Genomic DNA, 12919 nt, shown 5'->3' on the forward strand with positions numbered 1-12919 from the left:
AAGCTGATGAAGGTATCACACCCACATCAGCTCTCATTTTCAATCTATTATTTAACAGATTTACCTGCTTTAAAGTCTGCCAGTACTTTTGCGCGTTCTGAATCAGACATTGAAATCAAGCCCGCTTTCTCAAGTTTAGAACCTTTACCTGAAGTCTTTTTATTCAGGAAGAATTCTACATATTGAGGTAAGCCTTTAATTGATTTTACGTGTTCGCCTTTCACATAAAAGAATAAAGGACGAGATACAGGATAGCTACCGTTCAAAATCGTTTTTTCAGAAGGTGCTACGTTGTTTACAGTTGCAACACGAAGCTTGTCACGGTTTTGGTCATAGAAACCTAAACCAAATACACCAACTGCACTCGGAGAGGTTTTTAAACGTGCCAAAGTTTCCGTATAATCACCCGCGATTTCGATTACGCGACCATCCTTACGAAAAGCTGAACAGGCTTTTTTCTGTTCTTCTTTGTCCATTTTTTTGAAGTAATCGTAAGCTTCACAACCTGCTTCTACCATTTTTTCTTGGAATACTTCACGAGTACCGTGGTTAGAAGCTGGAATAACTAAAGTAATTGGCTCATTCGGAAGTGACTTATCAATCTGGTTCCAACGCGTATATGGGTTTGCGACCAATTGACCATTTGATGGTAATTTCTCAGCAAGCGCAGCAAAAACAAATGCTGGTTTTAATTTATATGCTGCTTTTGTTGAGTTTGATGCGAATACAATACCGTCATAACCAATCTTGATTTCTTGTACTTGATTCACACCAGCTTTTTTACAAGCAGCTAATTCTGTATCTTTAACTTTACGTGAAGCGTTTGCAATATCAATCGTATTATCGCCAACACCCTGACAGAACTGTTTTAGACCACCAGATGTACCACCAGAACCAACCACTGGAGTTTTAAACTGTGGGAAAGTATTACCAAACTCTTCTGCAACAATACTTGCATATGGTAAAACAGTTGATGAACCAGCGATCTGAATCGTGTCACGGGCTGCATTCGCAGTCGTCGCTACAGCGGCCCCAGAAACTGCAAGTACAATGGCAAGTTGACGTGGATTTAAGCGCATGCTTTTCTCTCTTTATTTAGCGTAATGTGCGTACATCACTTTATGAATGAGTGTTTGTACTTTGGATAACAGCATTTTGATTTTAAAATGTGACAATTAGGTGACAAGTTAATGACGCTTTTATGATAATTCACCCCTAAACTTTGATTTTTATAAAATTCTTTTAATTTCAAGATGTAACTTCAATTTTCAATATGAGTTTTTTATTTTTATTTACGGTTTAAAATGTAATATTTCATTTTTTTGTCATAAAAAAGGCCACCGAAGTGACCTTTTCATGATCATAAGACTTAATCAATTGCAGGTGTATAAGTTCCTGCAACGATGTCATCTTTAATACGATCACTTTCAGCAAGCACCAGTGCCAATAAGCTTTTCACATTATCCAGTGTCGCAACTGGGCTAAGTGTCGTCATTTTTAAAGACTGAACTTGCCCTACTTTCGTCACACCAATATTGGCATCGCCGCGCGCAAATAATTCATCTGCAACGTTTTGATTCAGACTATCGATAAATTCAGCAGGATAATCTTGAGGCACAACACGGAACAATACTGAAGCAAATTGTGGATCAACCAATAATTCAAGCCCATCTGTTGCTTTAATATAGTCAGCCACTTCACGGGTTAATTTCACACCATGATCGATCATTGAACCATACAGTTCTTCACCCAATGCTTCCACAGTCATCCAAAGCTTTAAGGCATCAAAACGACGCGTCGTTTGTAATGATTTAGAAACCAGATTTGGTACACCATGTTCTTCATCGTAAGCAGAGTTCAAATATTCTGCTTCATAATGCATAAAGCGATAATTGGCTTCGTCTTTCAATAAGAAAGCACCACAGCTAATGCTTTGGAAATAATGCTTATGGAAGTCTAAAGTGATCGAATCGGAGAGTTCAATACCATCTAGCATATCACGGTGTGCATTAGATAAAATCAATGCACCACCCCAAGCAGCATCAATATGCATCCATGCACCATATTTATTGGTGATTTCACGGATTTTCTTGAGTGGATCAATCGCACCTGCATCGGTTGTACCCGCAGTTGCAACCACGCACGCAACGATTTTGCCTTCAGCTTGTAAATGCGCCATGGTTTTTTCAAGCGCATCCACATCCATTTGTGCATTTTCGTTTACAGGAACAGTCACAACAGACTGAAAGCCCATGCCCATCATCGCCATGTTCTTTTGCACAGAGAAATGTGCATTTTCAGAACAAATGACTTTGACATTTTTCATGGCTTCCGCAGGAATACCATCCTGCTGTACAGACCACGGTTGACCGTTTTCATTTTTCCAATTTTTGGAAATGCACCAGTCACGTGCCAACAGAACGCCCATCAAATTTGACTGCGTACCACCTGAGGTAAACACGCCTGCTTGACCAGACCCGTAACCAACCTTTTGACGTAACCAGTCAATCAATTGCACTTCCATTAATGAACCCGCAGGGCTTTGATCCCACGAATCCATCGATTGGTTAGTCGCATTGATCAGCACTTCCGCAATTTGGCTAGTCACCATCGTTGGACAATGCAAATGTGCAAGAGAATATGGATGGTGTACCTTTAAGCTTTTGTTGAGAAATAACTCAACCATACGACTTAAAGACTGGTGTAGCCCTATCCCTTCTTTTGAAGGATTAAAAGAAATCGCCGAGCGCAATTCCTTGATGCTACCACCCGTGTACATTTTGTCATTTTGCAACCATGCAGCAACGGCTTTCACCGCTTCATCCATTGCTGACTGATAGTCAGCAATAGAACCAGCATCATTGCAGAGTAACGCTTTACGATGTTCTGCAAAATCAACCATGCGATTAGCCTCGAACTGCTTTAAGTGCTTCACCCATTGCTTTTTTGAAACGCGCAAGCACTTCAACACATTCATCCTGAGAGATGATAAGTGGGCAAAGTAAACGAATCACTGTACCGTTACGACCACCTTTTTCAAGCAATAGTTTATTGTTGAAACAAGCCGTTTGAATTGCAGCAGCCAATTGTGCATCAGCAGGACGTGAACCAATACGATCTACTGGTTTACGTTCATCTACGATTTCAACACCAATCATCAGACCGCGACCACGCACGTTACCAATACATGGAAATTCCTGAGCCAATTTTTTCAATTCAGCTTGCAGATAATCACCACGCTCTTGTGCATTTTTGGCTAGGTTTTGTTCTTTAATGGTATTTAAGACCACTAAACCTGTACCCATTGCCAATTGGTTCCCACGGAAAGTACCCGTATGACCCGCAGGTTGCCATGCATCAAACTTACGTTTAATACCTAATACAGCAAGTGGTAAACCACCACCCACAGCTTTTGACATCACCACAACATCAGGTTCAATACCCGCATGTTCAAAAGCAAACATTTTGCCTGAACGTGCAAAACCAGCTTGAACTTCGTCAAGAATTAAAACGATATTGTGCTTTTCAGTCACTTCACGGATTTTTTGCAACCATTTCACTGGCGCAGTCACTACACCACCTTCACCTTGAATCGCTTCAAGAATCACAGCAGCAGGTTTAGTTACACCGCTTTCAACATCTTCAATTAAATTTTCAAAATAATAAGTTAAGGCATCAACACCCGCTTCACCGCCAAGTCCTAATGGACAACGGTATTCATGCGGATATGGCATAAACTGTACGCCCGGCATTAAATTATTCACAGCATTTTTAGCGCTTAGGTTACCTGTCATTGCAAGAGAACCATGCGTCATACCATGATAACCGCCAGAGAAACTAATCACTGAGCTACGCCCAGTATAAGTTTTGGCAAGTTTAATCGCTGCCTCGGTCGCATCTGCACCAGATGGACCACAGAACTGTAAGCAATATTCTTCCTGACCGCCAGGCAAGTAAGAGAGTAATGCTTCAGTAAATGCATCTTTCAAAGGAGTTGTTAAATCTAAAGTATGTAAAGGCAGACCGCTTGCTAAAGTGTCTTGAATACTTTGAATCACCGCAGGATGATTGTGGCCTAAAGCCAGTGTCCCCGCCCCCGCTAGACAGTCAAGGTATTGTGTACCTTCAACGTCTGTAACCCAACAGCCTTGCGCTTTTGCAATGGCTAACGGTAATTTACGCGGATAACTACGAACATTCGATTCCATCTGACTTTGGCGAGTCAAGTAGTATTCGTTAGTTGAATGGGTGGCAGGATTTACAGAATTAACGCTCATATCGAATTACCATCTCTGATATGGGTTGAAAGAAATAAGTCTGGTGACTTGCGGTCCTTTGACTCGGTGCTTGTAGGATCTAGTTAGGCAACATTTGCTTTCTTATCACTAGGAGGGCGATGATACCCTTTTTTGTATAAAAATAAAGACCTTTTGGTCTATAATTTCATGCAGATAGATCAAAAAAAATAAATGCCTAACTCCTTGAACAATTTATAATCATACTATGTGACAAGCGAAAGAAAATACGCTTTTTTTATTCAGTTTTTTGTTTTTGCTACATTTCTGCATTGGTTTAAAGCTAAAAATTACTAACCATCTGATTTTAAATGTTTTACCTGTCAATATATAGATTCTAATTGCATCTAAACTATTACAAACTCTCCACAAAAGATTTTTAAGTTCTACATCACTGATCATTAAGATAGATTGAGATAAAAAAGAAGTTTTTATTTTATTTTTAGGAAAATTTTATGCGTCATTTTATTTTAAGTAGTGTATTGCTCACCGCAACTTTCAGCCCCGTGGCTTTTGCAGCAGAAAATGAGTCACTTAACTATAATGTGGTAAATGTTCAAGCAGAAGCATCTCGTCAGGTGTCCAATGATGAAATGCATGCCACACTTTATATTGAAAAAAGTAATAAGCAACCAGCTGCTTTGGCGACACAGATCAATCAGCTTATGAACGAGGCGATGTCCGTATCTCGTAAATATCCACAAGTTAAAGTTGAAACAGGCGCGCAAAGCACTTATCCAGTTTATGACAATGACAGCAGTAAGTTTAAAGAATGGCGTGGACGCGCTGAAATCCGTGTAGAAAGTAAAGACTTTAAGGCTGCAAGCCAATTGATTAGTGAATTACAACAAAACTTCCAAACCCAATCGATTAATTTTACTGTTTCCGATGAACAACGTAAAAAAGTTGAAAACGAATTAATGGTTGAAGCATCCAAGAACTTCCAGCAACGTGCGCAAGTGATTACACAAGCTTGGAATAAAGGCAGTTATAATTTGGTTAATCTCAATTTAAATACCAATAATTATTTCCCACAACCCATTATGATGCGCGCCAGTATGGCAAAATTTGCTACGGCTGAAGCTGCCCCTGCACAGGATGTTGCAGCAGGTGAATCTAAAATTACAGTCAGTGCGAATGGTACGATTCAGTTTAAATAATTACCTAGTTACGAAAAAATAGAGAGTATTAGACTCTCTATTTTTTATTCATGATTTAAACACTATTTCTTAAACGGAAATGCATATTTCACAATACGACCAATGACTTGCCCATACTGCTTAACCAAACTAGCATTGTTATAGTTAATGCCATATTTTTTGCAAACTGCCTCAACTTTGGGTGCCATTTTTCGATAACGACGTGCAGGTACATCTGGAAATAAATGATGTTCAATTTGGTGACTCAAGTGTCCTGTCAAAATATGAAAAACTTCTGAACCTGTCAGGTTTGAGGAACCGCGAATTTGACGCATATACCAATGACCACGACTTTCATTTTGTAAAACTGTTTTTGGGAAAACCTCAACGTCTTTAGTAAAGTGTCCACAGAAAATAATACTAAATGTCCAGATATTGCGAATCCCATTTGCGACAAGATTACCTGTAAATACAGGCAAAGCCGCAGGCCCTGCAATCAATGGAAAAAAGACATAGTCCTTAAATAACAACTTGCCCATTTTTTTCTGTGCAGGTTTCCAATCCGCCATAAACTGTTTCCATGTTCTGCGCTTATAGATCAGTTTTCCAATTTCCAGATTTTGAATCGCAACCCCCCATTGGAATAGCAAACAAAATGGAATGCTATAAATAGGTTGCAACAAGAATCCTGGTTTCCAACGTTGTTCTGGGAATAATCGTAATAGACCATAACCAATATCATCATCCATACCTTTAATATTGGTATAGGTATGATGTTTAAAATTATGCGTTTGACGCCAGTTGTCGGCAGTTCCTACTGTATCCCATTCATAGGTTTGTCCATTGAATTTGGGATCATTCATCCAGTCGTATTGCCCATGCATGACATTGTGACCCATTTCCATATTTTCCAGAATTTTGGAAACACCTAATAGACCTGTCCCCAAAACCCATGCTGGTGGAAACCAACCTGCAAATAAACATGCTCGTCCCAAGAAGTTTGTATAACGAATGGCACTATAAACACGGCGAATATACGCAGCATCTTTTTCGCCAATATCATCCAACACTTCCTGTTTGATGTAATCTAGCTCTTTGGCAAATTGATCTAACTCAGCTTGGGTCAACTCTCTATTTTTAGGATTTTTAAAATATTCAACTTTGACAGGCATATTCATGGGAGTTCTCTCTTTAAAGGTCGATCACGAGATCAGACTTGGCTGAACTAACACAGATTTTGATGAGGTTTTTCGGTTCGCTATTTTCACTGGCATTCAGCAAATCTTTGGTGGTGCCTTGTGTTTTCTGGCAGACGCACTTATGACAAACCCCCATACGGCAACCGTAAGTGGGTTTTACATTGGCCTGTTCCAATCCAGCCAAAATGGACTGCCCTTTTGGAATAGCAACTGTTTTGTTAGAACGGCTTAAAGTGACATTGATAAAACCTGTGTCATCATCATTGATCTGAGTCAAACTAAATGCTTCACTCATAAAGACTTGAGCATGACCAAATAACTCTTTTGCGGTTTGCACAAAACCTGAAGGTCCACAAGCATAGACGGTCGTATTTTCCAGATTTTCGATTGCAGCCAAATGAGTCACATTTAAACGATCATCATGTTGTGTATCTTGCGTACTAAAAACTTGGTACTCAAATGGTGGATATTGAGATGCAATTTGTTCAAATTCAGAGACAAAAGCAGCTTCATCACGATGTTTGACCCAATATAAAAGTTTGACCTGCGCCTGAGTAAATTGTTGATTGCGCTTGAGTTGTTCAATCAGGCTATACATTGGGGTAATACCACTCCCCGCAGCCAGCAAAATAATATTCTGTTGATTGCTCAGTTGCATATCACCAAATGGCTGTCCAATTTCAACAATGTCACCCACTCGAATCTGTTCATGCAGCCAAGTACTGACTTTGCCATCTGCAATTTTTTTTACTGTTAAAACGAGATGGCCATCACGTTCAGTTAAGCTATAACTGCGTTCATATAAACGACCCTCGATTTTTACTTTAACAGGGTGGTGCTGCCCTGCCTGTCCTAATTTCACATGACGATTGGTGTGCAAAGTTAAACTGATTGTGTCTTTTGCAATTTGTTTTTTTTCTATAATTTGTGCCAAAGCGCGTGATGTTGACCACACTGGATTAATTTTTTGTAGCCAAAAATCAGCTGCATGCGGATCGAACACTGATTGTGTCAATGTACGAAAGAGTGATGGGCTCTTTTGGACTGCTTGCATAGTAATGCCACTCTAAGTTGCTTTCTAATTATTATACACATGTATATAAATTTGTATATACACTTGTACTTTTGTTTACATTTCACAACTGCCTAGACTGTGGTTATAATGACTGATACTTACAATGTATTGAAAAATATGACTGCTTCCTCTCTTTCTTCAACGCTTGCTTCTCATTCTGATTTGTCTGAATTTAATCGGAAAACACCAAGCCGTACTGTAGGTCGTAAAGCAACGATTACTAAAGAGGAATTATTTGAGGCAGCCTTAAACCTGATTGGACCAGAAAAAAGTATTGCATCTTTAAGTTTACGTGAAGTTGCACGCGAAGCTGGCATTGCTCCTAATAGTTTTTATCGGCATTTTAAAGACATTGATGAACTTGCAATTGCACTGATTGATCGTTCAGGGATTGTATTGCGTCAAATTATTCGCGAATCTCGATTACAAGCGTCTAAACAAAACAGCATTATTCGCAGTTCAGTCGAAGTATTTATTCAGCAACTCGATACCGATGAAGGCAATTTAAGCTTATTACTGCGTGAAGGTTTTACAGGTTCCAAATCGTATAAAGAAGCCGTAGAACGCCAACTCATTTTCTTTCAACAAGAATTGCAAGAAGATTTAATTCGTTTAGAACGCTTAAACCGAAGCAAACTTTTTCATCCCGATTTAGTAGCCAAAGCCATTACTCAACTTGTCTTTAATATGGGGGCAAAAGTTATTGATTTGCCAAATGAAGAACGTGAAGAAGTGGCTGAACAAACCATGATTATGATTCGTATGATCTTAGAAGGCGCACGCCATCTGGATGAATCCAAAATACGCTAATTCTTTGACTTTACATATAAAAGACATTTAAAAGAAAAACAAAAAACTTCTCATACAAAACTTGAAAAATAAAAACAATTCTCAATTACATATTGTGATAGCTTAAAAACACAACATTAAGTCAGACCAGTTTTAATTGGTTTATATCATCTCAATACGGGGTTATCATGAGTAAAGCGACTTCAAAAGTATTAAAAGTATATACACGAAATAATTTAGATGCATCTGTGAAAGAAGCAACAGTTCAAATCTTAAATCAGATTTTGGCAAATCTGATTGATTTATCACTTCTTACTAAACAAGCACATTGGAACATGCGCGGCAGTAATTTTATTGCAGTACATGAAATGTTAGATACCTTCAGAACTTCATTGATCACTCATTTAGATAATGTTGCTGAGCGTGCTGTTCAAATTGGTGGTACTGCGTTAGGTACTACTCAAGCGGTAAGCAACACTTCACATTTAAAAGCTTATCCAGTTGAAATTCATGATGTGCAGGATCATTTAAAAGAACTCGCAGATCGTTACGCGATCGTGGCAAATCATCTACGTGATACGATTGAAAAAATTGAAGATCCTATCTCGGAAGATATTATTCATGCGGCTTTAGAAGATCTGGATCAATATTTATGGTTCCTTGAAGCCAATATCGATCAGGATAAAACGGCTTAATTGCAGTTTTGAGTGAATAAATTCTTATCAAACAAAAAGGAGGAATATAATTCCTCCTTTTTTTAATAAAATAAAAGATTTATGGTTTAACCACAACCATCACCTGAATCGCTTCAGGGCTGACAGACAAACCATCTAGTAAAGTTAAACCTTCTTTTTGCAATTTTTGCAGACGCTCAATTTCATCTGGACGAATACTTGGATTGAACTGTTTTAAATAACTTAAACGTTCAATTTCATATTGCCACTTTTGACCATAATGCTGTTTAGCTTGTTCAATCAATGTCGGTAAAGATGTTTTAGCGATATCAAGTGCCTGAGTATAACGTTGCTCAATGACTTCGCGACGTGCCTTAACTACTTGACGGCAACTGTTACCATCCAAATGATGTAAATATGGTTTTAAAATAGATGGATCGATCTTTTCTGATAAATCCTGACCATTTTCACTCAGCAATACACGAATCAATTGCTTAGGCAAGCTTGATGGTAAATTCAATGCTTTAGGTGCAATGACATCCACCTTAAACCAGATTTCCAATAATACCGAACCTTGTTTAAGTGCATTAGATTTTAATACCGCGACATTGGTGCTACCAAAAGCTTGGGTATTAATCATTTCCATCACGCTTTCAACAAAAGGATGTTCCAATGTCAGGTATTGTGCATCTTCACGAATTTGCGCCTGATCACGATAAAAAGTCGCAGTCATGCCCTCTTCATCTAACGTTAAACCTTGCACCTGCATTTGATCGGTTGGTTTGATAATGACCGTACCATTACTTTGTTCATCAAAGTCGATATTGGTCGATGACATAAATCGCTTCATAAACATCGGTAGCGTGGTATTGTCATCATAATCTTCAAGCGCTTCTACAATCTGTTGTGCAACTACAGGGCGACAAGAGTTGTATTCAAGTAAACGATCACGACCCGCTTGTAATTCGGCTTCCAATGCCTGACGCTGAACATTCACTTCTTCGAGTAAATCTTCAAAACGCTGTCCAAGATCAGCCAGTAAGCATTCTTTTAGATCGACAATAAAGTTTTCCTGTAACGTTTGCGCAGTTGGCGAAATGCTACCAAAAATGTTCAATGCTTCGTTGTACCAACGGAACATACGTTCTTGTGCAGTTCCAATTAAATAAGGCACATGAATCTGAATACGATTTTCCTGACCAATTCGATCGAGACGTCCAATACGTTGCTCTAACACATCGGGATTTGCGGGTAGATCGAATAAAATCAAATCACTGGCGAACTGGAAATTGCGACCTTCAGAACCAATTTCAGAACACAATAAAATTTGTGCCCCATAACTATCTTCCGCAAAGTATGCGGCAGCCTGATCACGCTCCAACAAACTCATACCTTCGTGGAACATCGCTGTACGAATACCCGCGTGTAAACGCAATGCATTTTCCAGTGCTTCTACCACTGGCCCACTACGCGCAATCAGTAATACTTTTTTGTGTTTTAAATCTTTACGCAAAATTTCCATGAGCCACGCGACACGTGGATCTGTTTCCATCCACGAACCATCAAGCTGACCTTCTTCGGGCCACATTTGCTCACGCAGTTTACCATCCATTGACCAATCGGCTGGCGCAGCTAAAGCTGCGGGCTGACAATCACGCCCTGGGAAACCCTGAATCGCTTCACGGGTATTACGGAACAAGATACGACCAGTTCCATGACGATCCAATAATTCTTGAATGGCTTGATAACGTTGTTCAGGTTGATCATCAATACGATGACCCAATAAACCCTCTAAAGCATCAATATGTTCATCGGTTAATGCTTCATCTGACATGAGTACTTCAGCAACTTTCGCAGTTTGCTGATATTGTTGTTCTTCGTCCAAAAAACGATCCAGACTACTAAAGCGTTGCGGATCGAGTAAACGTAAACGGGCAAAATGACTTTCTACACCAAGTTGTTCTGGAGTTGCAGTGAGTAGCAGCACACCCGCAGTTTGCTGAGCAAATTCTTCAACCAGATCGTAACGGTCATTACCACCTTCTTCTTCGCTCCACATCAAATGATGTGCTTCATCGACCACAAGCAAGTCAAAACCTGCTTCAAGCGCCTGCTCACGCAAATCTTCATGGTCAATCATCAAGTCAACGCTAGCAATAATACATTGTTCAGTCGAAAATGGATTTAGGTCTGGATCATGTTCTTTCATCGACGCAGTCCGCGTCAAATCAAATAAAGAAAAATGCAGATTGAAACGGCGACGCATTTCAATCATCCATTGATACTGTAAAGAATCAGGAACTAAAATCAGAATGCGTTCTGAACGACCCGTTTTAAGTTGCTGATGAATGATCAAGCCTGCTTCGATGGTTTTACCCAGACCGACCTCATCTGCAAGCAGCACACGCGGTGCAAAACGTTGGCCGACTTCATGAGCGATATAAAGCTGATGCGGAATTAAGCCAACACGCGCACCAATTAAACCACGCAAAGGACTGGTTTGCATTTGTGCCTGCATGATCAACGCTTCTATGCGTAAATCGTACCATTCCTTATAATCGACTTGACTCGCAAGCAAGCGATCTACAGGTTTAGATAACTGAATTTGAGCGCCAATACGGGTTTCATTCAGTGCTTTGCGCTCTTGTTCACCACTTTCTAGGGTACGTACGACATTGTAACGCAACACCCCATGACGATCTTCGATGGATTCAACCAGCCACTTGCTGCCTTCTTGATCCTGCACTTCATCATTGATATTAAAAATAATACGCGATAAAGGTGCATTGTTGCGTGCATAGACACGAGTTTCATCACTTTTTGGGAATAAAATGCTGATTGAACGTTCATCAACATCAATTAAAACACCCAAGCCGAGTTCAGTTTCCGTATCTGATAACCAACGTTGACCAATAGCAAACTGCTGCAATTTTTCCACCTTTATCTCAAATTTGCACCACACATTTTACGCTGTTCATTTGATTAAATGTCAGTCATTTTGTGTAGTCTTTAAGCACATATTTTGACACAAAGCTCATTAAAAAAAATGAGCTTTTCACGATTGTTAAAAAAGTTTTGACACTAAAACGGAACAGGACAATGAAATGTCAGTAGCTCTCCCGTTTTAGGATGATGAAAACTCAAGCTCATCGCATGTAAGCACAAGCGAGGCATAAGTTGCTGATATTTTTCATCTGCATATAAAGTATCACCAACAATCGGATGACCTAAATATTGCATATGTACACGCAATTGATGCGAACGACCTGTCACAGGTGTCAGTTGTACTCGCGTTACAACTTGCCCTTGCCATTCGAGGTTTTCAATTACTTTCCAGTGCGTTAATGCAGGTTTATGATGTGCTGGATCCACAATATGTAAAGGTGGTCGAGCAGGATCGTAAATTACTGGAATATCAACCGAACCTTCACCTGTCAAATTGCCCGCGACCACTGCCTGATAGATTTTATCAGTTTCACGCGCCTGAAACTGCTTTGAAATATGAGTTTGAGCGGCTTTAGATAAAGCAAATACCAAAATGCCAGAAGTATCACGATCCAAACGATGAATCAGTAAGGTACGTGGCTCCTCGGCGACTAATCGCGTTAAGACACTATCATGTAAATCGCCTTTTCCTGGAACACTAAGTATGCCTGCTGGTTTATGAACGACTATAAAATCGTCATCACGATGAATCAGGTGATCGCTTAGAAAATTACTCAAAATCTATTCCGGAAGTGATTTTTAA

The 12919-nt window shown here is 39.6% G+C and carries 10 protein-coding genes; 3 read left to right on the plus strand and 7 right to left on the minus strand.

Annotated elements, in window-relative coordinates; genetic code table 11:
- Positions 1–47 precede the first annotated feature (47 nt).
- From A7A69_RS01875 to A7A69_RS01885, 3 genes are all read right to left on the minus strand, one after another.
- The gene (locus tag A7A69_RS01875; RefSeq protein ID WP_120369618.1) at positions 48–1079 is read right to left on the minus strand and encodes a substrate-binding domain-containing protein; all 1032 of its coding nucleotides are present in this window, start codon (positions 1077–1079) and stop codon (positions 48–50) included.
- Positions 1080–1369: 290 nt separating this feature from the next.
- On the minus strand, positions 1370–2902 hold the full coding sequence (locus tag A7A69_RS01880) for a pyridoxal phosphate-dependent decarboxylase family protein (protein ID WP_152876086.1): 1533 nt from the start codon (positions 2900–2902) through the stop codon (positions 1370–1372).
- A 4-nt stretch (positions 2903–2906) separates the two neighbouring features.
- Positions 2907–4277: a diaminobutyrate--2-oxoglutarate transaminase gene (locus A7A69_RS01885; protein WP_004988376.1), complete on the minus strand. Its 1371-nt coding sequence runs from the start codon at positions 4275–4277 to the stop codon at positions 2907–2909.
- Between the two features lie 473 nt (positions 4278–4750).
- On the opposite strand from A7A69_RS01885, the gene A7A69_RS01890 reads away from it, so the two are divergent.
- Positions 4751–5455 carry an SIMPL domain-containing protein gene (locus A7A69_RS01890; RefSeq protein WP_152876087.1) on the plus strand — a complete coding sequence of 235 codons (705 nt, stop codon included), beginning with the start codon at positions 4751–4753 and terminating at the stop codon, positions 5453–5455.
- 62 nt (positions 5456–5517) lie between these two features.
- Here A7A69_RS01890 and A7A69_RS01895 read toward each other — a convergent pair whose 3' ends face one another.
- The gene (locus A7A69_RS01895; RefSeq protein WP_152876088.1) at positions 5518–6612 is read right to left on the minus strand and encodes a fatty acid desaturase family protein; all 1095 of its coding nucleotides are present in this window, start codon (positions 6610–6612) and stop codon (positions 5518–5520) included.
- A gap of 13 nt (positions 6613–6625) precedes the next feature.
- A complete protein-coding gene (locus A7A69_RS01900; RefSeq protein WP_152876089.1) occupies positions 6626–7687 on the minus strand; it encodes a ferredoxin reductase in 1062 nt (353 codons plus the stop codon).
- A gap of 138 nt (positions 7688–7825) precedes the next feature.
- Here A7A69_RS01900 and fabR point away from each other — a divergent pair, with 138 nt between their 5' ends.
- A complete protein-coding gene (gene fabR / locus A7A69_RS01905; RefSeq protein WP_120369612.1) occupies positions 7826–8518 on the plus strand; it encodes an HTH-type transcriptional repressor FabR in 693 nt (230 codons plus the stop codon).
- 167 nt (positions 8519–8685) lie between these two features.
- Positions 8686–9192, plus strand: coding sequence for a DNA starvation/stationary phase protection protein Dps (gene dps / locus A7A69_RS01910; RefSeq protein WP_120369611.1), 507 nt, complete (start codon positions 8686–8688; stop codon positions 9190–9192).
- 79 nt (positions 9193–9271) lie between these two features.
- Here dps and rapA read toward each other — a convergent pair whose 3' ends face one another.
- Together rapA and A7A69_RS01920 are read right to left on the minus strand one after the other, a co-directional pair.
- Positions 9272–12109 carry an RNA polymerase-associated protein RapA gene (gene rapA / locus A7A69_RS01915; RefSeq protein WP_187349145.1) on the minus strand — a complete coding sequence of 946 codons (2838 nt, stop codon included), beginning with the start codon at positions 12107–12109 and terminating at the stop codon, positions 9272–9274.
- A gap of 143 nt (positions 12110–12252) precedes the next feature.
- Entirely contained in the window at positions 12253–12894 is a 642-nt protein-coding gene (locus tag A7A69_RS01920; protein ID WP_152876091.1) for an RluA family pseudouridine synthase, read from the minus strand.
- Positions 12895–12919: the final 25 nt, after the last annotated feature.

The organism is Acinetobacter guerrae, assembly GCF_009372255.1.
Classification (GTDB): Bacteria; Pseudomonadota; Gammaproteobacteria; order Pseudomonadales; family Moraxellaceae; genus Acinetobacter; species Acinetobacter guerrae.

What these genes read in the sequence shown, in the direction of transcription:
- A7A69_RS01875 (WP_120369618.1), bottom strand. Translation starts at nt 1,079, where the DNA reads ATGCGCTTAAATCCACGTCAACTTGCCATTGTACTTGCAGTTTCTGGG.
- A7A69_RS01880 (WP_152876086.1), bottom strand. Translation starts at nt 2,902, where the DNA reads ATGGTTGATTTTGCAGAACATCGTAAAGCGTTACTCTGCAATGATGCT.
- A7A69_RS01885 (WP_004988376.1), bottom strand. Translation starts at nt 4,277, where the DNA reads ATGAGCGTTAATTCTGTAAATCCTGCCACCCATTCAACTAACGAATAC.
- A7A69_RS01890 (WP_152876087.1), top strand. Translation starts at nt 4,751, where the DNA reads ATGCGTCATTTTATTTTAAGTAGTGTATTGCTCACCGCAACTTTCAGC.
- A7A69_RS01895 (WP_152876088.1), bottom strand. Translation starts at nt 6,612, where the DNA reads ATGAATATGCCTGTCAAAGTTGAATATTTTAAAAATCCTAAAAATAGA.
- A7A69_RS01900 (WP_152876089.1), bottom strand. Translation starts at nt 7,687, where the DNA reads ATGCAAGCAGTCCAAAAGAGCCCATCACTCTTTCGTACATTGACACAA.
- fabR (WP_120369612.1), top strand. Translation starts at nt 7,826, where the DNA reads ATGACTGCTTCCTCTCTTTCTTCAACGCTTGCTTCTCATTCTGATTTG.
- dps (WP_120369611.1), top strand. Translation starts at nt 8,686, where the DNA reads ATGAGTAAAGCGACTTCAAAAGTATTAAAAGTATATACACGAAATAAT.